The following is a 21,336-nucleotide window of genomic DNA, read 5'->3' as shown; positions in this document are numbered from 1 at the left end:
CGGGCGTTCAGGCGGGTTCGCGCAGCACGCGGGGCACTTTGAACTCCACCCTTTCCTGCGCCGTTTCCACCATCTCCACGCTCACGTCATAGCGGCTGCGAAAGGCGTCGATCACCTCTTCGATCAGCACCTCGGGGGCGGAGGCCCCGGCGGTGACGCCAACGCTGGAAATGCCCTCGAGCGCGCGCCAGTCGATCTCGCCCGCGCGCTGCACAAGCTGGGCATAGGAGCAGCCCGCACGGCGCGCCACCTCGACCAGGCGGCGCGAGTTGGACGAGTTCGGCGCGCCCACCACCAGCAGCGCATCGGCGCGCGGCGCGATGGCCTTCACCGCCTCTTGCCGGTTGGTGGTGGCATAGCAGATGTCTTCCTTGTGCGGCCCGACGATGGCGGGAAAGCGAGCCTTGAGCGCGGCGACGATCTCGGCGGTGTCATCCACCGAAAGCGTGGTCTGGGTAACGAAGGCCAGCTTCTCGGGGTCGCGCACTTCAAGGCCGGCCACATCCTCGGGCACTTCCACCAGCAGCACCTCGCCCTCGGGCAGCTGGCCCATGGTGCCCACGGTCTCGGGATGGCCGGCATGGCCGATCATCACCATTTGCAAGCCGTTTGCCGCGTGGCGCTCGGCCTCGATATGCACCTTGCTGACGAGCGGGCAGGTGGCATCGACATAGACCATTTCGCGCTTGGCGGCCTCGGCGGGCACCGCCTTGGGCACCCCGTGGGCCGAAAAGATCACCGGCCGGTCGTCCGGGCATTCCTCCAGCTCCTCCACGAACACCGCGCCCTTTTCGCGCAGCCCGTCCACCACGTATTTGTTGTGGACGATCTCGTGGCGCACGTAGACGGGGGCGCCCCATTTCTCAAGCGCCATTTCGACGATCTTGATCGCCCGGTCGACACCGGCGCAAAAACCGCGCGGGGCGGCGAGAAGGAGGGTGAGGGGCGGCTTTTCCATGGGGAGAGAGGTAGTGCCTCGCGGCGGCCTCGTAAAGCGCGGGGCGTTGACGCAGGCGTGAGATGCGGGGGCTTGCCTTCCCCCTACTGGAAGGTGCGAGGTTCGCCGCCGATGCGATGAGGAGACGAGCGGATGAAGAAGGCGATCATGGGGATGAGCGGGCTGGCGCTGGTGGCCGGGCTGGGCTGGCTGGCACTGCCGGGGCAGGCCGAGACATCGGCCGGGATGCTGCCATATTCGGATGCGGAGGCCGTGGCCCTTGGCGAAACGCTCTATGCCGAGAATTGCGCCGCCTGCCATGGTGCCGCGCTTGAGGGGCAGGTGGCAAACTGGCGCGAGAGGGATGCAGACGGCATGATGCCTGCCCCGCCGCATGACGAGAGCGGCCACACCTGGCACCACCCCGATGCAATGCTCTTTGCCATCACCAAATACGGCACCGAGGCGGTCGTGGGGCAGGGCTACCAGAGCAACATGATGGGCTTCGAGGGTGTGCTGAGCGACGAGGAAATCCTCGCGACGCTCGCCTATATCAAAAGCACATGGCCCGCCGAGATCATCGAGGCCCACAACGGGATGAACGCGCAGTTCGAGGCGACCCGTAACTGAAGAGGCCCGCCGTAACGGCAGGCCTCTCAAGGCAGGGTGGGCAATCTGCGCCCACCGCTGCGATCCGCGATCAGTCGCGCGTCAATTCTTCGGCACCCGCAGGCTCGGGGCGCGGCTCACGCGGGGGGCGGCCGATGACCTCTTTCAGCTCATCCAGCTCAATGAAGTTGTCGGCCTGGCGGCGCAGCTCGTCGGCGATCATCGGGGGCTGGCTGCGGATGGTGCTGACCACCGACACGCGCACGCCCTGCCGTTGCAGAGACTCGACCAGCGGGCGGAAATCACCGTCGCCGGAGAAGAGCACGATGTGGTCGACGTGCGGGGCCAGCTCCATAGCATCGACCGTCAGTTCGATGTCCATGTTGCCCTTCACCTTCCGGCGGCCCTGGCTGTCGACGTATTCCTTGGCCGGCTTGGTCACCATCGAGAAGCCGTTGTAGTGCAGCCAGTCCACCAGCGGGCGGATCGGCGAATACTCATCGTTCTCCAGCAGCGCGGTGTAGTAGAACGCCCGCAGCAGCTTGCCGCGGCGCATGAATTCCTGACGGAGCAGCTTGTAGTCGATATCGAAGCCAAGAGCCTTGGCCGCAGCGTACAAATTTGACCCGTCAATAAACAGAGCGAGGCGCTCATCACGGTAGAACATCAAATACCCTTTCTATATATGGCCCCGGAGCTCCCCCGATATGTGGTGGTGGCGGGAGGGAAAGAGTGGACTTGCCCCGAGAGCGTGGGGGAAAATAGTGTGAAAAAAGTCGGTCGCAACCCTCCAAATGTCATATGACGGTCACAAAAGCACTTATTGCCGCGGGGTCAAACGCAGCGTCACCGTTTGGTTCCCCAAATGTAACGGTGGTTTCTGCATTTTCCGCCCTTGAAGGCGAATCATTTTCCATAGTGGCAAAAAGTCGCCTCTTTGAGACCCCCGCCTTTCCGCCCGGCAACGGCCCTGACTTCGTGAACGCGGCGGCGCTGGTGGAAACCACACTGACGCCAGAGGCGGTGCTGGAACGGCTGCACGAGGTGGAGGCGGCCCACGGGCGGGTGCGGGAGCGACGCTGGGGGCCGCGCACGCTGGACCTGGACCTGATCGCCTGGGGCGATGCGGTGTGCCCCGACAGGCCCACGTGGCGGCGCTGGGCCGGGCTCTCGGCGCAGAGCGCCGCGCAGGAGACGCCGCGCGAGCTGATCCTGCCCCATCCGCGCCTTGCCGAACGGGCCTTCGTACTGGTGCCGCTGGCCGAGGTGGCGCCGGACTGGGCGCACCCGGTCACGGGCCTCACGGTGGCGGAAATGGCGGCGGCCCTGCCCGAGGCTGCCCGCGCAGAGGTCAGACCCCTGTCATAGTGCCGCAATCCCCTGCAAAACCGGCCCCCGCCCCCTTGCCATCCGCCCCGGCCCCCGCTACATAGCGGCCTTCACTGCCCAACCCTCCCTGCAGGAGACCTCCATGGCCCGCGTCACCGTTGAAGATTGCGTCGATAAAGTCCCCAACCGCTTCGAGCTTGTCATGCTTGCTGCGCACCGGGCCCGCGAGATTGCCTCGGGCGGCGACATCACCGTGGACCGCGACAACGACAAGAACCCCGTCGTGAGCCTGCGCGAGATCGCCGAGGAGACCCAGCAGGCCGAGGATCTGCGCGAGCGGATGATCGAGAGCTACCAGACCCAGATCGAGGTGGACGAGCCCGAGGATGACGCGATGGCGCTGCTGATGGGTGCCGAGCAGGACAAGCCCGCCGACGACGACATGTCGGAAGAGAAGCTCCTTCGCGCCCTGATGGAAGCGCAGGAACAGAAGTAACCCCGAACCAAGGGCGACAGGCATGGACGCTGACGGTCTCGTCGCCCTCGTTTCCTCCTACAACCCGAACTGCAACGCCGAGCGGATCGCCGGGGCCTTTGCCTTTGGCGAGAAGATGCACGAGGGCCAGAAGCGGCAATCGGGCGAGCCCTACTTCACCCATCCCGTCGCCGTGGCCGAGCTGCTGGCCCGGCAGATGCTGGATGATGACACGATCATCACTGCGCTGCTGCATGACACCATCGAAGACACGATGGCCAGCTACTCCGACGTGTCGCGCCTGTTCGGGGCCGAGGTGGCCGAGCTGGTGGATGGCGTCACCAAGCTGACGAACCTTCAGCTCAACTCCTCCGAGACAAAGCAGGCCGAGAACTTCCGCAAGCTTATCATGGCCGTCAGCCGTGATCCGCGGGTGCTGCTCGTCAAGCTGGCCGACCGGCTGCACAACATGCGCACCATCAAGTTTCAGCGCCCGGAGAAGCAGGCCCAGAAGGCGCGCGAGACGATGGATATCTTTGCCCCGCTCGCCGGCCGAATGGGCATGCAGTGGATGCGCGAGGAGCTGGAAGACCTGGCCTTCAAGGTGCTGAACCCGGAGGCCCGCAACTCGATCATCCGCCGTTTCATCATGCTTCAGCGCGAAAGCGGCGATGTGATCGACAGCATCACCCGCGACATTCAGAAGGTGCTGAAGAAGTCGGCCATCAAGGGCGAGGTGCTGGGCCGCGCCAAGAAGCCCTTCTCGGTCTGGCGCAAGATGCAGGAAAAGCAGAAAAGCTTTTCGCGGCTGGCCGACATCTATGGCTTTCGGGTGATTGTTGGCACTGAAGAGGATTGCTATCGCGTACTGGGAGCCATCCATGCGCGCTGGACTGCGGTGCCGGGCCGCTTCAAGGATTACATCTCCGCGCCCAAGAACAACGGCTACCGCTCGATCCACACCACCGTGGCGGGCCGGGATGGCAAGCAGGTGGAGGTGCAGATCCGCACCCGCGAGATGCACGATGTTGCCGAGGCCGGGGTGGCCGCGCATTGGAGCTACCGCGACGGGGTGCGCGCCGAAAACCGCTTTGCCGTGGACCCGGCGCAATGGATCCGCTCGCTGACCGACAGGCTCGACGTGGAAGACCACGACGAGTTTCTCGAACACGTGAAGCTGGAGATGTACCAGGACCAGGTGTTCTGCTTCACCCCAAAGGGCGAGGTGATCAAGCTGCCGCGCGGGGCTACGCCGATCGACTATGCCTATGGCATTCACACCCGCATCGGCGACAGCTGCGTGGGCGCCAAGATCGACGGGCTGCGGGTGCCGCTCTGGACCCGGCTGAAGAATGGCCAGCAGGTGGAGATCATCACCGCCGAGGGCCAGCGCCCGCAGCCGACCTGGCTGGATATTGTGGTGACGGGCCGGGCCAAGAGCGCGATCCGCCGCAGCTTGCGGGAGGAAGACCGCGAGCGCTTCATCAAGCTGGGCCGCGAGCTGGCCCGCGTGGCCTTTGAGCACATCGGCAAGCGGGCCACCGAGAAGGCGCTGACGACGGCGGCGCGCACGCTGGGGCTGCCCGGCCATGAAGAGCTTCTGGCGCGGCTCGGCTCTGCCGAGCTCACCGCCCGCGACGTGGTGAGCGCGCTTTACCCTGACCTCGCCGATGCCCACCACGGCGAGGTGGTGGACGAGGCCCGCTCGGTTGTGGGCCTGCCCGAGGGGCAGATCTCGACCCGGGCGCAATGCTGCCAGCCGGTGCCGGGCGAACGGATCGTGGGAATCACCTATCGCGGCAAGGGCGTGATCGTGCATGCCATCGACTGCCCCGTGCTGGTGGAGTTCGACGACGAGCCGGAGCGCTGGGTGGACCTTCAGTGGCACTCCGGCCAGCACGGCGCGGTGAACACCGTGACCATCGAGCTTACCATCTCGAACGACGCGGGCATCCTGGGGCGCATCTGCACGCTGATTGGCGAGCAGAAGGCAAACATCTCGGATCTGCATTTTATCGACAGGAAACAGGATTTTTATCGTCTGCTGATAGATGTTGACTTGCGTGACGTGGAGCACCTGCACATGGTGCAGACCGCACTCGAGGCCGACAGCGACGTGGCCGAGATTGCCCGGGTCAAGAACACGGACCGCAAACCATGAACCACCGGCCCTGAAGAGGGGGCCGGGCAGCAGGGGAAGAGGCTTGGTATTCAGGCGCAGGGACAGGCGAAGCTGGGCGCGTATCGTGCTCGAGTTCTTCTATCCGCGCGGCGGCTGGTACCGGGCAGCGCAATACGTCCGCCACAGGCTGCGCCGCCTGCCCGACGCCCCCAACCGGATTGCGCGGGGCATCTGGGCCGGGGTCTTCGTGAGTTTCACGCCGTTCTACGGGCTGCACTTCCTGTCGGCTTTCATCGTGGCAAAGGTGATGCGCGGCAATATCCTTGCCGCGATTCTGGGCACCTTCTTCGGCAACCCGATCACTTTCCCGATCATCGCGGCCCTCTCGCTCAGACTGGGCCACGCAATGCTGGGCACCCGCCCGGTCTTTGGCCGCAATCCCAACCCCGATGACAGCCACGGGCTGGCGAAAGCGTTTTCGGGGGCGGTTTCAGACCTGTGGCACAATGTGCGCGCCATCTTCACCCCGGAAACGGCCCATTGGGGCAAGCTCGCGGGGTTCTATGAAGATGTGTTCCTGCCCTACCTCGTGGGCGGGATCATCCCCGGCGTGATCTGCGCCACCGTCTGTTATTACATCTCGGTTCCGTTGATCACCGCCTACCAGCAACGCCGCAAGGGCCAGCTCAAGGCCAAGCTGCAGGAGATCGCCGCCAAGCGGAAGAAGCAGGAGAGCGAGGTGGCAGGCGAATAGGCCTGAGCCCCCTGCCCCGCCGGTGGCGTGGCAAGCCGCGCGCTGCGGGCTACACTCCGGCCATGCCGCTGCCTAACGACATCCGCGCCTGCCGCCTCTGCGCCGCCCGCTTTGCCGCTACCGCCACCCGCCATGCGCCGCGCCCGGTGCCATGGTTCGCGGCGGGGGCGCGGCTGCTGATCGTGGGGCAGGCGCCGGGAATGCGCGTGCATGAAACCGGCCTGCCCTTCAACGACCGCTCCGGCGACCGGCTGCGCGACTGGTTGAGCATCGACCGCGACACCTTCTACGACACCGCCCGCGTGGCGATCCTGCCGATGGCCTTCTGCTTTCCGGGCTATGACGCCAAGGGCGGTGATCTGCCGCCGCCCGCGATCTGCGCCGAGACATGGCGCGAGGCGGCGCTGGCGCACATCGGACCCGCCCCGCTCACCCTGTTGGTGGGCGGCTACGCGCAGGGATGGCACCTCGGCCCGGAGGCGAAGCGCGCAGGCGTCACCCGCATGGTGGCAGGCTGGCGCGACCATGCGCCCGGGGTCTTCCCCTTGCCCCACCCCTCCTGGCGCAATACGGGGTGGCTGAAGAAAAACCCCTGGTTCGAGGCCGAGTTGCTCCCGGCCCTGCGCGCCCGGGTGAAGGAGGTTCTATGACCACGCTCGATGAAGCCCATGCGGCGATGGAGGCTGGCGGAGAGGCCGAGCGGCTCGCCTTTTATGCCCGGCTGGCCGACAGCCAGCTGTTCCTGCTGCTGGAAGGCGAGCCGGAGGGCGAGGTGATTTCGCCCCGCTCGGTGGAGACCGGCGAGGGCGAATTGCTGCTGGCCTTCGACAGCGAAGAGCGGCTGGTGGGCTTCACCCAGGGCGAGGCGGCCTTTGCCGCGCTGTCGGGCCGGGGGCTGGTGGCGATGATGGCGGGCCAGGGCCTTGGGCTGGGGCTGAACCTTGAGGCCCCCTCGGCCATGGTGCTGCCTGCCGCCGCAATCGACTGGCTGGCGGAGACGCTGGGCCACGGGCCGGAGGCCGCCGAGGAGATCCCGGTGGAGGTAGCGGCCCCTGCCCTGCCGCAGGCGCTGCTGGTGGCGCTGGACGCAAAGCTCGCCACGGCGGCGGGGCTGGCGAAGGCGGCCCTGCTGGTGAAGGCCAGCTACCGTTCCGGCGCGGAGGGCCACCTCCTGGCCTTCGTCGACGCGCGGGAGGGTGCCGAGCACGCGCTGGCGGGCGCGGCAAACGAGGCGCTGAAGTTTTCCGGGCTGGAGAGCGGCGCGCTGGATGTGGCCTTCCTCGACGACGGCACGCCGCTGGCCCAGGCGATGGCGCGGCAGGGTATGCGATTTGACCTGCCCGAGCCGGAGGTCCGGGAAGCGTGGAAACCGGAGGCACCGGGCTCGAACCCGGACAAGCCGCCGAAGCTGCGCTGAGGCCGGGGCCGCTCTTCGAGGCCTGTCGGCCACTCATCGCATTGACGGGGCGGCTGCGAAGAGGACCGCGAGGGCCGATGAGCTGCTGTGATCAGAGCCGCGTCAGCGTGCAGTCCGGGAGAACGCGGTCGTAATCTTCAAGACGGCACAGCTCGGTGCCTGCCGTCATCACCGCTGCGGAGGCCGCCGCCATGCCGGATTGCAGCGCCTGCTCGGGCGGCGCGCCTCGGGCCAGCGCGAGGGCGAAGCCGCCCACGAAGCTGTCGCCCGCGCCGACCTTGCTGACCACCGGCACATCGGCCCCGGCGGCGTGCCACGCGCTGCCGTCGGCGCTGGCCATCACCGAGCCTGCCGCGCCCATGGCGACGATCACGCGGGGGGTGGCGCGGGTGAGCGTGGCAGCAAAGGCACGAACCTCGGCCACGTCGGCGAGCTGGGTGCCGGAGAGGAAGCGGGCTTCGGCGTGATCCATGCGGAGGGTGTGGGCGCCGCCTTCGGCGGCGAGCAGCTTCAGACTTGCGCCCGAGGTATCAGCCACCAGTTCGGCCCCGGCCTGCGCCACGATGGCGCCGAGCGGGGCCAGCCACTCCGGCGCCATCCCGGGCGGCAGGGAGCCGGAGAGGACGATGAGGGCGCCGGGCGCCACCGCCGCTTTCACCGCATCGATGAAACGGGCGCAATCCGCCTCCGCCCAGTCAGCCGCAGCCAGCGAAAAGCGAAACTGGTCGCCGCTGTCCTCGCTGGTGACTGCGAGGCTCTGGCGGGTGTCGCCCGGGGCCTCGACGCGCAGCACATCGAGCCCGCGCGCCGTCAGCCCGGTCTCCAGCGCCGCCCCCGTCGCCCCGCCCAGCGCAACGAGGCAGCACGAGGTGCCGCCCAACTGGTGCACCGCGCGGCTTACGTTCACTCCGCCGCCCCCCGGCTCCACCGTGGCAGGGCTACAGCGCAGCTTCACGTTGGGGCGCACCGAGGGCGCCGACGCCGAGAGATCCAGCGCCGGGTTGGGGGTAAGGGTGAGGATGGGGCGCATGGCGCTACGAGGGGTCGCGCCAGCGGTTGACGACAGGGTACCGCCTGTCGAGCCAGAAGGCGGCCTTGGTGAGGCGCGTGCCCGGTGCGGACTGGAAGCGCTTGTATTCGCTGAGGAAGATCAGGCGTTCGACCTTTTTTACCACCTCGCGTTCAAACCCCTCGGCCACCACCTCGGCCACAGCGGCCTCTTCATCGACCAGCATTTCGAGGATGCGGTCGAGATCCTCGTAGGGGGGGAGGCTGTCTTCGTCCTTCTGGTCTTCGCGCAGCTCCGCTGAAGGGGGCTTGTCGATCACGCGGGGGGGGATGACCTCGCCGCCCGGCGCCAGCATCCAGGGCCGGTGATTGGCGTTGCGCCAGCGGCAGGTTTCGAAGACGCGGGTTTTATAAAGGTCTTTCAGCGGGTTATAGCCGCCTGCCATGTCGCCGTAGATGGTGGCGTAGCCCACCGCCACCTCGCTCTTGTTGCCGGTGGTCAGGAGCATTTCGCCGAACTTGTTGGAGAGCGCCATCAGCAGCAACCCGCGCAGGCGACTCTGGATGTTTTCTTCCGTCAGGCCCGGCTCGGTGCCCTCGAAGAGCGGGGCAAGCGCCTCCGTCACCGCCGCCCTCGTGCCAGAGATCGGCACGAAGTCGTACCGGCAGCCGAGGCGCTCGGCCACGGCCTTGGCATCCTCCAGCGAGTGCTCGGAGGTGTATTCCGAGGGCAGCATGACGCAGCGCACGTTCTCCGGGCCCAGCGCATCGGCGGCAATGGCGGCGACCAGAGCGGAATCGACCCCGCCGGAGAGGCCGAGCAGGGCCTGTTTGAAGCCGGTCTTGGCAAAGTAGTCGCGCACCGATTGGACCATGCAGCGATAGTCCTGCTCCCAGTCGTCGGGCAGCGCGGCCTTCTCGCCCTCCACGGCGCGCCAGCCCTCCGGGGTGCGCTCAAGGTCGAGGTGCGCCACCGCCTCGTCGAAGACCGGCATCTGCAAGGCCAGCGCCCCGCCGGGGTTCAGCACGAAGGAGCCACCGTCAAACACCTGGTCATCCTGACCGCCCACCATGTTGAGATAGATCAGCGGTAGGCCGGTTTCGACGACGCGCTGCACCATCAGGTTGAGCCGGGTCTCCATCTTGCCGCGATAGTAGGGCGAGCCGTTGGGCACGAGCAGGAACTCGGCGCCGGTTTCGGCCAGCGTTTCGGCCACGTCTTCATGCCAGGCGTCTTCGCAGATCGGCGAGCCGATGCGCACGTTGCCCACCGCATAGGGGCCGCCGAGCGGGCCGGCATCGTAGATGCGCACCTCGTCAAACACCGTCTCGTTGGGCAGGTGGTGCTTAAGCAACCGGGTCATCACCTTGCCGTCCTTGAGGATGAAATAGGCGTTGAAGAGCTTGCCATCCTCCGGCCAGGGGCAGCCGATGGCGATGGCGGGGCCGTCGGCGCAGTCCTTCGCCAGCGCCTCGACATGGGCCACCGCATCGGCGGCGAAGGCTGGGCGATCTACCAGATCCTGCGCGTTGTAGCCGCAGATGAACATCTCGGTGAAGGCCACCAGGTTGGCGCCCGCCGCCTTGCCCTCGGCCCAGGCCGCGCGGGCCTTGGCGGCATTGCCGTCCATGTCGCCCAGCGTGGGGTTCAGCTGTGCCAGGGTGATGCGAAACCTGTCGGCCATGCGCGTGCCTCTCCTTGATGCGATCCGACTTAGCAGATTGACGCTGAAGTGAAAGGTGGGCCGCCCAAAAAGCGTTGCGACCCGGCGCAGCGAGCCTTACCCTCGGGGCCGCGCGGGCAGAGCCCCCGCGACAAGAGGGCAAGGGGCAGCCAAAAGGACAATCCCAATGATCCGGGCAGGACATATCGCACTGGCAGCCACTCTGGCGCTGGCCACACCGCTGGCGGCGCAGGACAAGCAGATCAAGCAATACGAGAACGGCGGTGTCTACGAGGGCACCTTCAAGAACGGGCTTCAGCACGGCAAGGGCAGCTACACCCTGCCCAACGGCTACGAGTACGTGGGCGACTGGGTGGAGGGCGAGATTCTCGGCCAGGGCGTGGCACGCTACCCCAACGGCTCAGTCTACCAGGGCGCCTTTGCCAAGGGCAAACCCGAGGGCCAGGGCAAGATCACCTTTGCCGATGGCGGCACCTACGAGGGCGACTGGAAGAACGGCCAGATGACCGGCGAGGGCGTGGCCGTTTATGCTGACGGGCGGCGCTACGAGGGGTCTTTCGCGAACGGCCGCCACGAAGGCCAGGGCACGATGACCTCGCCGGGCGGCTCGGTTTACGAGGGCGCCTGGGTGGCCGGGGTGAAGGAAGGCAAGGGCAAGATGTCTTACGCCGACGGCTCGGTTTACGACGGCCACTTCAGCCGCAACCAGCGCGCCGGCCAGGGCGTGCTGACGATGCCCGACGGGCTGACCTACAACGGGGCGTGGAAGGCGGGCCAGATCAACGGGCTCGGCACGCTGACCCAGCCCAACGGCGACGTTTACACCGGCCTGCTCGTCAACGGGCAGCGCCATGGCAGCGGCAAGGTGACCTATGCCAACGGCGATGTTTACGACGGCGAGTTCAAGGCCGATCAGCGCGATGGGCAAGGCAGCTTCACCGGCTCGGACGGCTACAAGTACACCGGCGACTGGAAAGAGGGCCGCATTCACGGCAAGGGCAAGGTAACCTACCCTGACGGCTCGGTTTACGAGGGCGATTTCGTCGATGATCTGGCCCATGGGCAGGGCACGATCACCTACCCGGACGGCTCGGTTTACACCGGCGGCTGGGTGGAAGGCGTGATCGAGGGCGAGGGCGTGGCGCGCTATGCGGGTGGCATGGTATACGAGGGCGGCTTCAAGGACGCCAAGAACCACGGCCAGGGCACCATGACCTCCCCCGATGGCTACAAATACGTTGGCGCGTGGAAGGACGGGCTGCGCGATGGGCAGGGCGTAGCGACCTATGCCGATGGCACCACCTACGAGGGCGGCTTCAAGGCCGGGATGCGCGACGGGCAGGGCAAGATCACGATGGCGGACGGCTTCACCTACGAGGGCGGCTGGGCCGCGGGCGAGATCGACGGCAAGGGCGTGGCCACCTATGCCAACGGCGACGTCTACGAGGGCCTCTTTGCCGAGGGCAAGCGGCAGGGCATGGGCACCATGACCTACGCCACCGGCGAGGTGGAGAGCGGCGAGTGGGAGAAGGGCATTCTGACCCGCGCCAGCGCCCCCGCCGAAGAAGAGGCCACCACCGAAGAGAACGCCGACACGCCCTCGGGCGGCTGACAGCAGCGCCGGGCGGTCAGGCCTGCCGTTCGCGCCAGAGCGTGAACAGCCCTGCCCCGACAACGATGGCCGCGCCGAGGATGGTGGCCGGCGGCAGGATGTCGCCCCAGAAGATCACGCCCACCGCAGAGGCGAAGACCAGCTGGAAATAGGCGAATGGCTGCACCGCGCTGGCCTCGGCAAATTCGTAGCACTTGATCAGCGTCCAGTGCCCCAGCGCGCCGGTGAGGCAGAGCATGGCCATCCAGCCCCAGTCGGGCGCTGTCATCGGCACCCACTGCCAGAGCGCCGCCGCCGTCATCACCACCGCGCCTGCGGTGCCGGTATAGAAGAAGGAGGTGGCCGAGCTGTCATGCCGGGAGACCGCGCGGGTCAGCAGCCCGTAAAGCGCGAACATGCCCGCAGCCACCAGCGGCACAACGGCGGCGGGCGCAAAGACGCCGAAGCCGGGCCGCAGGATCACGAGGATGCCGCAGAACCCCACGCCGATGGCGGCCCAGCGCCGCCAGCCGACCTTCTCGCCCAGCACCGGCCCGGAAAGAGCGGCGATGATCAGCGGGTAGCAGGCAAAGATCGCATGGGCCTCGACCAGCCCGAGCAGCACGAAGGCCTGCACCGCCACGCAAATCTCGGCGGCCAGCAGCACGCCCCGGAAGATCTGGAGCAGCGGCTTCTTCGAGCGGGTCGCCGCCCTGAGCCCGCCGGGCGCGCGCGCGGCGATGGTGAGCACGAAGGCGGCAAAGAACCAGTAGCGGATCATCACCACCATCATCACCGGATAGGCCTCGGCCAAGTGCCGCGAGAGGCCATCCTGCACCGCGAAGATGAAAGTAGTGGCGATCATCAGCAGGATGCCGTTGGCCTGCGCGCTGCGGGGCTTCATGCGAGGGTTCCCGTGCTCATGTGGCGCTTGCGCCCGTAACCCGGCTGGCGGGCCACGGCAAAGCCCGCCTCCGCCAGCGCCCGGCGCACGTGGCCCGCTGCCGTGTAGGTGGCAAAGCTGCCGCCCGGCGCCGTGTGGCGGGCCACCTCGGCCATCAGCGAGGCTTCCCAGAGTTCGGGGTTCTTGGCGGGCGAAAAGCCGTCGAGAAACCACGCATCCGCCCGGCCCTGCCACGCGGGCAGCGTCGCCCGCGCGTCGCCCACGATCACCTCCGCCGAAAGGCCCGGCGCGGTGATCGTGCCGCCGCCCTCGGGCCATTGCGCGGCCAGCGCCGCCACCAGATCGGGAAAGGCCGGGGCGAAGGGCTCCAGCGCCCGCGCGGCGTCTTCTGCCGCCATCGGAAAGGCCTCGAACCCGGTGTAACGCACCGCCACGCCCGCCGCGCGCGCCATGTGCCAGAGCGCGAGCAGGTTGAGCCCGGTGCCAAAGCCCAGCTCGGCCACGTGAAAGCCCTCGCGCAGCCGCTCGGGCAGGCCGTTGCCTGCGAGGAAGGTATGGCGCGTTTCGGCCAGCCCGTTCTCGAGCGAGAAGTACGGGTCGTCAAAACGGGTCGAGACGGGGGTGCCGTTGTCGCGCCATGCGAGGCGGGCGGGATGGTGGTGCATCGGGGGATAGCCTATGAGTCGCGGCGGAGAATGGCGGCGGCGCGGAGGGATGTCCATGGCAGAGGTGACGGTGCGCGGAGCCGGGGTGTTTGGTCTGTCCATCGCGTGGGAATGCGCGCGGCGCGGGGCGAAGGTGCGGGTGATCGAGCGCGAGGGCGTGGGCGCAGGCTCGTCGGGCGGCGTGGTCGGCGCGCTCGCACCGCATGTGCCGGAAAACTGGAACCCGAAGAAGGCGTTTCAATTGGAGAGCCTGCTGGCGGCAGAGCAGTTCTGGGCCGGGGTAAAGGCTGCCGGCGGGGTTGATCCGGGCTATGCCCGCACGGGCCGGGTGCAGCCGGTGGCGCCCGGCGGCGAGGCACTGGCGCGGGCGCGGGCCGAGGGCGCCAAGGCACTCTGGCAGGGCCGCGCGGAGTGGCGCGTGATCGGGGTGGAGGAGGCCCCGGCCTTCCGGCCCGTCTCGGCGACCGGGCTATATGTCCACGACACGGTCACCGCCCGGCTGCACCCGGCCCGCGCCTGCACCGCCCTTGTGGCCGCGCTCGAGGCGGCAGGCGCCGAAGTGGTGATTGGCGAGGCGGAGGCGCGGGGGCCGGTTGTCTGGGCCACGGGCGCGGCGGGGCTGGCGGCGTTGTCGGAAGACGTGGGCCGGACGGTGGGCGTGCCGATCAAGGGGCAGGCCGCGCTGCTGCATTTCGAGGCCCCGGAGGCGGCGCAGCTCTTTGCCGATGGTCTCCATGTCGTGCCCCATGCCGATGGCACGGTGGCCATCGGCTCTACATCGGAGCGCGACTTCGACGGGCTGGGCACCGATGGGCAGCTCGATGTGCTGCTGGAGAAGGCCTGCGCGCTGGTGCCGCTGCTCCACGGAGCACAGGTGCTTAAACGCTGGGCCGGGCTGCGCCCGCGCGCCCGCTCCCGCGCGCCGATGCTGGGGCCGTGGCCCGGGCGGGAGGGGCATTTCGTGGCCAACGGCGGCTTCAAGATCGGCTTCGGGATGGCGCCGGGGGTGGCGCGGGTGATGGCCGATCTGGTGCTGGACGGCAGCGACGCGATCCCCGATGGCTTCCGGGTGGAAGACAGCCTTTAGGGCGCGGCCCGCTAAGCCGGGCTTTCCAAAAAGTGTTAACAAAAGGTTAACGCCTCTCTAATCTGTCGCCGGATGTCCGAGCTTGCCCTTGCCCTGATCTATTGCAGCTTCTTCGCTCATGGCGAGGCGGAGGTGCGCCACCCCTACAACGTGGGCTACGACATGCACTTCATCCGGGTGGACTGCGAGACGGAGGGCCAGGTGATCGAGCTTGGGCTCGACAAGCGAAGCTCGATCGACAGCGTGCACCAAGCAATTTTCGCGGCCTCGGTCACCGGCAAGGCGCCGAAGGTGGTGATGATCGACACCGATGGCAAGGAAGACCAGTTCGAGCTTCAGGTGCGCCGCGTCGCGGAGGCGACGGGGTGGCCTACGAGGTGCATGATGCCAACGCGCTGATACGTCGGCAAATGACGAACTACCTGCGCAACTACCCGAGGCCAGGAGCGGCGGGCGACAGCTGAGCACCGAACCGCGCGGCCTGCCTACGCTAGGTCAACGTCCTCGCCCGCGCGCGCAATTCGTGGTAGAATGGCGGGCATTTCCAACAACCGGAATTACTCGGAGGATTTGCACCATGACCACGATTGCCAAGCTGAATTACCGCCGCAAACAGGCCGGCCTGCCTCTCATGCGGTTCGATCTCGTCAAGCTGAACCCGGAGGACGTGCAGGATCTTCGCGATGCCTATGCGGCGATGTATGAAATTTCCGAGATCGCCATCGGCGACCGCCGTGGCTACATGGCGCTGGCCCGTGGCCACGGCTACGATCAGGACCTCTGCCACGACGATGACCGGGTGTTCCTGACCTGGCATCGCTCCTACGTTTATTCCTTCGAAAAGGCGCTCAACACAGCTTTGCAGTGGAAGCGCGACGACGACGAGCTGGAGCTTACCCTGCCCTTTTGGGACTGGACCCAGGCGCGCAACGACACCCATGCACCCAACGGCCTGCCGAAGATCCTCGACGAGGCGGACTATGTGAACGCTGCGGGCGAGACCGTGCCGAACCCGCTCTTCGCCGCGCCAAGCCTTTACCGGGCGCTCTCGCAGGGGCTGACCGGGCCTGATGTGTTCACCCAGCGGTTCCCCGACCGGCTGCGCAATGACATTCCCATGCTGAAGGACGAGGTGGACCGCTACATGGACAACCCGAACTTCATGGTCTTCCAGCAGGATTTCAACTTCGGCGCCCATGGTGCGATCCATGTGGATGTGGGCGGGCGTGGCGCCGCCTCGCCGCTGCCGGGCCAGGCGGGAGATATGTCACGGGTGCTGTCGGCGGCCTACGATCCGCTCTTCTGGCTGCATCACAGCATGGTCGACAAGGTCTGGGCCGATTGGCAGGAGTTGCACCCCAATGCCAATGTACCCGACCATGTGCTGGATACCGTGGTTTTTGACGGGCGGATCGGGGGCGATCTCATCAACCATGAGGCCGAGTTGCGCTACATCTACACCAACGACTCGGTGGAAGCCGCCGATGCGGCCACCGGAACCGTGGACGGCGGTGTGACCGGCCCGCTCTCGGCTGCAGCGACGCCCTGCAAGGAGATCCGGCTGGGGCTGGTGGAGGCGGGCTTCGCGCGGGCGCAGATCGAGTTCCTCCAGCTGCGCCCGCCGAAAGACAGCTATGAGATCAGGGCCTATATCGAGAACCCTCATTGCACCGAGGAGACCGGCTACGAGGATGACAGCTTCGCCGGGCGGCTCTTCCTTTTTGGCCATGGCCAGTGCCATGGCGCGCCGGGCCACTGCAACCCGGCGCTGGCGGCGCGCGATGCCTATGACCGGCGCGCCAAGCACCCGCTGCGCTACCGGCACACGCGCTATACGATTGACTGCACCCGGGGCCTGCGCCGTTATATCGGGCGCAAGCACACTGTGCCGGAACTCAACCTCTATCTGCTGGTTCTGGATGAGAGCGGGCAGGTGATGCCGCCTGAAACCGTGAGATACGCCGGCTGCGCGTTGCGCACCTACGCCAAGACCTGACCCGGAAACGGAGACCGCATGGACATCACCCTCACGCCCAAGGCCGCCGAAGAGGGCATCCTGCGCGTCTGGCTGCGGCGCATCCCGGAGGAGAGCTACATCGTTCATGCGTTCCGGCAGGACGACGGGCCGGAGGCCGAGCCGATCGGAACCGCGACCATATTCGGACGCGGTGAAGGGTCGGCGGCCCGGGAGAAGGCGATGCTGATGATACGGCTCACGCGCGCTCGGGGCAGCCGCCCTCTGAAGCCGGGCGAGGCGCTCACCCTGTGCAGCGAGGCCGCCGACGGCAGCTATGAGGCGCTCGATCTCGACGTGATCGAGACCGAGTAGCCGCCCCGGGCCCTCAGGCCGCCTTCAGCCGCTCGCGCCCATGCGGGGCCGTCCAGTCCAGCACCGGGTTCAGCGGGATGATGCGATGCGGGTTCACCGTGTCGTGGCTGTAATGGTAGTGGCGGATGTAATGCGCGGGCACGCAGGTGCTGGCGACGCCGGGCACCTGGAAAAGCTCGCGCGCATAGGCCCAGAGGTTGGGCATTTCGCGCAGGAAGTTGCGGTTGCACTTGAAATGGGTGTGATAAACCTCGTCAAAGCGCACCAGCGTGGTGAACAGCCGCCAGTCGGCCTCGGTCAGGCGGTCGCCCATAAGGTAGCGATTGCGCGACAGGCGATCCTCCAGCCAGTCGAGGCTGTCGAACAGCGGATGCACCGCCTCGTCATAGGCCTCCTGCGAGGTGGCGAAGCCGGATTTGTAGACGCCGTTGTTCACCGTGTCATAGACACGCGCGTTCACCTCTTCGATGTCGTCGCGCAGCTCTTCGGGCCAGTAATCATCGGTGTTGCCGGTGATCCCGTCGAAGGCAGAGTTGAACATGCGGATGATTTCGGAGCTTTCGTTGCTCACGATGGTATCGCGCTTGGTGTCGTAGAGCACCGGCACGGTGACACGGCCTGACATCTCGGGATCGACGTGGGTGTAGACCTGCCAGAGGTAGTCCTTGCCGAAGAGCGCATCGCCCGTGGCGCCGGGGAAATCGGTGCGAAACTCCCAGCCGTTTTCGAGCATGTCGGGATGCACAACGGAGACGGAGATATGCTCTTCGAGGCCCTTGAGCGCGCGAAACACCAGCGCCCGGTGCGCCCAAGGGCAGGCGAGCGACACGTAGAGGTGATAGCGCCCGCTCTCGGCCTCGAAGCCGCCTTCACCGGAGGGGCCGGCGCTGCCGTCGGCGGTGATCCAGTTGCGGAAAGCAGAGGTGGAGCGCACGAACTTGCCGCCGCTCTTTTCGGTGTCATACCACTCGTCTTTCCACTCGCCATTCACCAGGCGTCCCATGGGGCTCTCCTTCTGCTGTCTGGCACCAATATAGCCCCTGTGCATATGGCGCGATACCGGCACGAATGTAGTTGTTTTTGTGCATTTTCGCACGCAACCAAACAGGGCCTTCGCGTGTTGCCACAGTGTCGCGTGGGCGTCGCGCGACAACGTTAACCTTGACGTCACCCGATTCGGTCACAATGCTCTCGGCCAAGGAGTGGAGCTGCCAAATGTCTGATTTCCTGCCGCAATCGGTCCGCGAAGGACTTGAAGCCGCACGCCGCGACGCGGAACGTCGCAAGAGCCGCCTAAAGGTCCGCGACGGGGAGCAGAGCTACCCGGTGCTGCGCTTCTGGTCGAAGGGCTTTGCCTTGGCCGCCGACCCGGCACCAAACCTGCGCGGGCTTGTCGACCTTTTCGACGGTGAGCGCCATCTCTACCAGTGCCTCATCGTGACGAGCCGCGAAGAGGCCGGTGAGCGGATTTACGAGTTCAAGCGCAACACGGCGGCGAGTGACACGGCGCCGCTCGATTTCGAGCGGGCCAGCGATGCGCCGGTGGGCTACATCACCAGCCTCTGACGCCGAAACCCGTCAGGAATTCGAGAACACCCGCTCCATCCGCAGGATCGCCTCTTCGAGCTTCGCCTTGGGGAGGGCAAGGTTGAACCGCATGCAGTGCTCACCGCCTTGCCCGAAGGCGGGACCGGGGCTCGCTGCAATGCCAGCACGGTCACGCAGACGGGCCTCTATCTCTTCCGGTGAAAGGCCGGTGTCTGTGAAATCGACCCAGGCAAGATAGGTGCTTTGCATCTCCATTACCTCGATGCCCGGCAACCGGCGAATGCGATCGGTGAAGAGCGCGTAATTGGCGGCGATGTAGTCACGCACGGCATCAAGCCAATCCGCCCCCTGCGTCAGCGCCGCCTCCATGGCGATCATGCCAAGACGGTTGGGCGAGCCTCCACGGTTCTTCGCCACCTTGTCGAACCGCTGGCGCAGGTCGTCGTCGGGCACGACCCAGTAGCCGGTTTCGAGCCCGGCGAGGTTGAAACTCTTCGAAGCCGCGGTGATGACCACAAGGCGCGGCAGGGCTTCCGGCGCGGCAACGGCGGTGGGCAGGTGCCGCACGCCGGGAAAGGTGAGGTCCATGTGAATCTCATCCGAGAGAAGGATCAGGTCGTGCGCCTCGCAGAAGGCGGCCACCGCCTTGATCTCCTCGGCACTCCACAGCCGACCGCCCGGGTTGTGCGGCGAGCAGAGCACCAGGACCTTCTCCTTCCCGGTCAACTGGCTCGCCAGCGTTTCGAGATCCATCTCGTAACGCCCATTGCGCAGCACCATTGGCGATTGCAGCACCCCCCGCTCCATCGCCTTCGCCTTGCCGAAGAAGGCATGATAGACGGGCGTGAAAAGGATGATGTTATCTCCAGGCTCGGAAAACGCGTCGAGTGCCATTCCGAAACCGGCGATGACGCCATGGGTGAAGCCGATCCACTCCGGCTGCGCCTCCCAGCCGTGGCGCTCACGCAGCCAGCGGCAGATTGCGGCCGTATTGGTGGACGTATCAGCGTAATAGCCCAGGTAGCCCCGGTCGATGTCGGCCCGGAGGGCATCACGCACGCAGTCGGGGGCGTCAAAGTCCATATCGGCCACCCACATCGGGATTCCGTCTGCGGAAGTGACTCCGGTGCGCTCCGGCATTCCGTCGAACTTTTGCGTGTGGCCGCCGAAGCGGGGACCGATCTTGTCGAATGTCATGGGGCACTCCTTGCTTCGGCGCGAAGCTAACGCAGGGGGCGGCGGGTGCAACCCTTGTTGCACCGCGCCCGCGCCTGTCCTAAATCCATCGTCATGTCCCTGCGCGATATCCTCATCCACCCCGACCCGCGGCTCAAAAAGCCTGCCGACCCGGTCACGGAATTCGACCGTGAGCTTCAGCGGCTGGCCGATGACATGCTGGAAACCATGTATGACGCCCCCGGCATCGGGCTGGCGGCGCCGCAGATCGGCGAGATGCGGCGCCTGCTGGTGATGGATTGCATCAAGGACGATGCCGAGGAGCCGCGACCGATGGTGCTGATCAACCCCGAGGTGGTGTGGACCTCGGAGGAGAAGAACACCTATGAAGAGGGCTGCCTTTCGATCCCCGAGCAATATGCCGATGTCACCCGCCCGGCGGAGGTGAAGGTGCGCTGGCAGGGACTCGACGGGGCGGAGACGGAAGAGCAGTTCAGCGGCCTCTGGGCGACCTGCGTGCAGCATGAGATCGACCATCTGAACGGCAAGCTCTTCATTGATTATCTCGGCCCGATGAAGCGGCAGATGATCACCCGCAAGATGCAGAAGCTGAAGCGCGAGAAGGCCCGCGCTTGAGCGTGCTGCCGATCGTCCTCTGGCCGGATGAGCGGCTGAAGGCCACCTGCGCGCCTGTGGGCTGCCTCGACATGGGGGCGCTCGCCACCGACATGCTGGAGACCATGTATGCCGCGCCGGGCCGGGGCCTTGCCGGGCCGCAGGTGGGCGTGCTGCGGCGGATTTTCGTGATGGATGCGGGCTGGAAGGAAGGCGAGGCAACCCCTCGGGTGTGCCTCGATCCGGTGATCACGCCACTGGGCGAAGAGATGGCCACGATGGAAGAGGGCTGCCTCTCGATCCCCGGGCGCCCGGTGGAGATGACACGCCCTGCGCGCATCCGGCTCGATTACTTCGATCTTGGCGGCGCGGCGCAGAGCGTGGAGCTGGAGGGCGCCGAGGCGGCGATTGCCCAGCACGAGGCCGACCATCTCGACGGCAAGCTCATCATCGACGGGCTCGAAGAGGTGGGCGCATGAGCCCCCGCCCCTTCATCCCCTGGCCCGACAAGCGCCTGCAAACCCCCGCCGCCCCGGTGGGCGAGATCACCAACGAGATCCGCGCGATCTGGGATGACATGGTGGACACCATGGAGGCCATGCCCGGCTACGGCCTCGCCGCGCCGCAGATCGGCGTGATGCTGCGGCTCGCGGTGGTGGATTGCTCGAAAGAGCGCGGGCAGGCGGTGCGGCTGGCCGACCCCGAGATCACCATGGTCGGCGAAGAGCTGTTCGACTGGGAAGAGGCGAGCCCCAATGTGCCGGGCATTTCGGCAAAGCTCTCGCGCCCGTCGCGGGTGGCGGTGGCCTATACCGACGAGAGCGGCGCGCGGGTGGAGAAGAAGTTTGAAGGCCTCTGGGCGACGAGTGTGCAGCACCAGATCGACCACCTGGAGGGCCGGATGTTCTTTGACCGGCTGAGCCGGACCAAGCGGCAGATGCTGTTGAAGAAGGCGGCCAAGCGGGGCTGAGGCCCGCACGAGGGAGGCAGCGATGCGGATCATCTTCATGGGAACGCCCGATTTTTCGGTGCCCGCGCTGGATGCGCTCCATGCCGCCGGGCACGAGATTGTCTGCGTCTACACC

The 21,336-nt window shown here is 66.6% G+C and carries 24 protein-coding genes and 1 pseudogene; 17 read left to right on the top strand and 8 right to left on the bottom strand.

The features are described 5' to 3' along the window. Positions 1-7: 7 nt before the first annotated feature. Positions 8-958: a 4-hydroxy-3-methylbut-2-enyl diphosphate reductase gene (gene ispH / locus DYI42_RS08320; protein ID WP_213545474.1), complete on the bottom strand. Its 951-nt coding sequence runs from the start codon at positions 956-958 to the stop codon at positions 8-10. A 132-nt stretch (positions 959-1,090) separates the two neighbouring features. Here ispH and DYI42_RS08315 point away from each other — a divergent pair, with 132 nt between their 5' ends. Next, on the top strand, positions 1,091-1,567 hold the full coding sequence (locus DYI42_RS08315; protein ID WP_213545473.1) for a c-type cytochrome: 477 nt from the start codon (positions 1,091-1,093) through the stop codon (positions 1,565-1,567). A 70-nt stretch (positions 1,568-1,637) separates the two neighbouring features. Here DYI42_RS08315 and DYI42_RS08310 read toward each other — a convergent pair whose 3' ends face one another. After that, positions 1,638-2,213 carry a LabA-like NYN domain-containing protein gene (locus DYI42_RS08310; RefSeq protein ID WP_074258203.1) on the bottom strand — a complete coding sequence of 192 codons (576 nt, stop codon included), beginning with the start codon at positions 2,211-2,213 and terminating at the stop codon, positions 1,638-1,640. Between the two features lie 134 nt (positions 2,214-2,347). Here DYI42_RS08310 and folK point away from each other — a divergent pair, with 134 nt between their 5' ends. The 6 genes from folK to DYI42_RS08280 all read left to right on the top strand — a co-directional run bounded on the left by folK (position 2,348) and on the right by DYI42_RS08280 (position 7,643). Next, positions 2,348-2,914, top strand: coding sequence for a 2-amino-4-hydroxy-6-hydroxymethyldihydropteridine diphosphokinase (gene folK, locus DYI42_RS08305; RefSeq protein ID WP_213545472.1), 567 nt, complete (start codon positions 2,348-2,350; stop codon positions 2,912-2,914). 103 nt (positions 2,915-3,017) lie between these two features. Then, on the top strand, positions 3,018-3,371 hold the full coding sequence (gene rpoZ / locus DYI42_RS08300) for a DNA-directed RNA polymerase subunit omega (RefSeq protein WP_213545471.1): 354 nt from the start codon (positions 3,018-3,020) through the stop codon (positions 3,369-3,371). Positions 3,372-3,393: 22 nt separating this feature from the next. Next, on the top strand, positions 3,394-5,511 hold the full coding sequence (locus tag DYI42_RS08295; protein WP_213545470.1) for a RelA/SpoT family protein: 2,118 nt from the start codon (positions 3,394-3,396) through the stop codon (positions 5,509-5,511). 85 nt (positions 5,512-5,596) lie between these two features. Beyond that, positions 5,597-6,226, top strand: coding sequence for a DUF2062 domain-containing protein (locus DYI42_RS08290; RefSeq protein ID WP_342344629.1), 630 nt, complete (start codon positions 5,597-5,599; stop codon positions 6,224-6,226). A gap of 62 nt (positions 6,227-6,288) precedes the next feature. Further along, positions 6,289-6,876, top strand: coding sequence for a uracil-DNA glycosylase family protein (locus DYI42_RS08285; protein WP_213545468.1), 588 nt, complete (start codon positions 6,289-6,291; stop codon positions 6,874-6,876). Next, a complete protein-coding gene (locus tag DYI42_RS08280) occupies positions 6,873-7,643 on the top strand; it encodes an SseB family protein (protein WP_213545467.1) in 771 nt (256 codons plus the stop codon). The genes DYI42_RS08285 and DYI42_RS08280 overlap by 4 nt, the downstream gene beginning before the upstream one ends. 91 nt (positions 7,644-7,734) lie before the next feature. Here DYI42_RS08280 and DYI42_RS08275 read toward each other — a convergent pair whose 3' ends face one another. Further along, positions 7,735-8,673, bottom strand: a complete 939-nt coding sequence (locus tag DYI42_RS08275; RefSeq protein ID WP_213545466.1) for a 1-phosphofructokinase family hexose kinase — start codon at positions 8,671-8,673, stop codon at positions 7,735-7,737. A gap of 4 nt (positions 8,674-8,677) precedes the next feature. Then, the gene (locus DYI42_RS08270) at positions 8,678-10,336 is read right to left on the bottom strand and encodes an NAD+ synthase (RefSeq protein WP_213545465.1); all 1,659 of its coding nucleotides are present in this window, start codon (positions 10,334-10,336) and stop codon (positions 8,678-8,680) included. Positions 10,337-10,502: 166 nt separating this feature from the next. Here DYI42_RS08270 and DYI42_RS08265 point away from each other — a divergent pair, with 166 nt between their 5' ends. Continuing rightward, positions 10,503-11,948 (top strand): MORN repeat-containing protein, encoded by a 1,446-nt coding sequence (locus DYI42_RS08265; protein WP_213545464.1) that lies wholly within the window; start codon positions 10,503-10,505, stop codon positions 11,946-11,948. Between the two features lie 16 nt (positions 11,949-11,964). Here the strand turns inward: DYI42_RS08265 and DYI42_RS08260 are convergent, their stop codons facing one another. Next, positions 11,965-12,831 (bottom strand): DMT family transporter, encoded by an 867-nt coding sequence (locus DYI42_RS08260; protein ID WP_213545463.1) that lies wholly within the window; start codon positions 12,829-12,831, stop codon positions 11,965-11,967. After that, positions 12,828-13,496, bottom strand: a complete 669-nt coding sequence (mnmD, locus tag DYI42_RS08255; protein WP_213545462.1) for a tRNA (5-methylaminomethyl-2-thiouridine)(34)-methyltransferase MnmD — start codon at positions 13,494-13,496, stop codon at positions 12,828-12,830. The genes DYI42_RS08260 and mnmD overlap by 4 nt, the downstream gene beginning before the upstream one ends. 49 nt (positions 13,497-13,545) lie before the next feature. On the opposite strand from mnmD, the gene DYI42_RS08250 reads away from it, so the two are divergent. The 4 genes from DYI42_RS08250 (at position 13,546) to DYI42_RS08235 (ending at position 16,912) form a co-directional block, all read left to right on the top strand. Further along, positions 13,546-14,583, top strand: coding sequence for an NAD(P)/FAD-dependent oxidoreductase (locus tag DYI42_RS08250; RefSeq protein WP_213545461.1), 1,038 nt, complete (start codon positions 13,546-13,548; stop codon positions 14,581-14,583). Positions 14,584-14,655: 72 nt separating this feature from the next. Continuing rightward, positions 14,656-14,982 carry a hypothetical protein gene (locus DYI42_RS08245; RefSeq protein WP_244867729.1) on the top strand — a complete coding sequence of 109 codons (327 nt, stop codon included), beginning with the start codon at positions 14,656-14,658 and terminating at the stop codon, positions 14,980-14,982. 178 nt (positions 14,983-15,160) lie between these two features. Further along, positions 15,161-16,579, top strand: coding sequence for a tyrosinase family protein (locus tag DYI42_RS08240; RefSeq protein ID WP_213545460.1), 1,419 nt, complete (start codon positions 15,161-15,163; stop codon positions 16,577-16,579). Between the two features lie 18 nt (positions 16,580-16,597). After that, a complete protein-coding gene (locus DYI42_RS08235; protein WP_213545459.1) occupies positions 16,598-16,912 on the top strand; it encodes a hypothetical protein in 315 nt (104 codons plus the stop codon). A gap of 13 nt (positions 16,913-16,925) precedes the next feature. Here DYI42_RS08235 and DYI42_RS08230 read toward each other — a convergent pair whose 3' ends face one another. Further along, positions 16,926-17,915 carry a glutathione S-transferase family protein gene (locus DYI42_RS08230; protein ID WP_213545458.1) on the bottom strand — a complete coding sequence of 330 codons (990 nt, stop codon included), beginning with the start codon at positions 17,913-17,915 and terminating at the stop codon, positions 16,926-16,928. A gap of 212 nt (positions 17,916-18,127) precedes the next feature. On the opposite strand from DYI42_RS08230, the gene DYI42_RS08225 reads away from it, so the two are divergent. Then, positions 18,128-18,478, top strand: coding sequence for a hypothetical protein (locus tag DYI42_RS08225; protein WP_213545457.1), 351 nt, complete (start codon positions 18,128-18,130; stop codon positions 18,476-18,478). Between the two features lie 12 nt (positions 18,479-18,490). On the opposite strand, the gene DYI42_RS08220 is transcribed toward DYI42_RS08225, so the two are convergent. Continuing rightward, positions 18,491-19,657 carry a MalY/PatB family protein gene (locus DYI42_RS08220; protein WP_213545456.1) on the bottom strand — a complete coding sequence of 389 codons (1,167 nt, stop codon included), beginning with the start codon at positions 19,655-19,657 and terminating at the stop codon, positions 18,491-18,493. 93 nt (positions 19,658-19,750) lie between these two features. Between DYI42_RS08220 and def (DYI42_RS08215) the strand changes: the two genes are divergently transcribed. The 4 genes and pseudogenes from def (DYI42_RS08215) to DYI42_RS24230 all read left to right on the top strand — a co-directional run. Continuing rightward, the gene (def, locus tag DYI42_RS08215) at positions 19,751-20,272 is read left to right on the top strand and encodes a peptide deformylase (RefSeq protein WP_213545455.1); all 522 of its coding nucleotides are present in this window, start codon (positions 19,751-19,753) and stop codon (positions 20,270-20,272) included. 2 nt (positions 20,273-20,274) lie between these two features. Then, positions 20,275-20,730, top strand: a complete 456-nt coding sequence (gene def / locus DYI42_RS08210) for a peptide deformylase (protein WP_342344630.1) — start codon at positions 20,275-20,277, stop codon at positions 20,728-20,730. Beyond that, the gene (gene def, locus DYI42_RS08205) at positions 20,727-21,221 is read left to right on the top strand and encodes a peptide deformylase (protein ID WP_213545453.1); all 495 of its coding nucleotides are present in this window, start codon (positions 20,727-20,729) and stop codon (positions 21,219-21,221) included. The genes def (DYI42_RS08210) and def (DYI42_RS08205) overlap by 4 nt, the downstream gene beginning before the upstream one ends. 22 nt (positions 21,222-21,243) lie before the next feature. Next, positions 21,244-21,336: pseudogene (locus tag DYI42_RS24230) on the top strand (methionyl-tRNA formyltransferase); the annotation flags it as partial.

It is taken from the genome of Vannielia litorea (genome assembly GCF_018424695.1).
Lineage (GTDB): Bacteria > Pseudomonadota > Alphaproteobacteria > Rhodobacterales > Rhodobacteraceae > Vannielia > Vannielia litorea_A.
The sequence above is the reverse complement of the archived record's forward strand: the minus strand, read 5'-3'. Positions and strand labels throughout refer to the sequence as shown.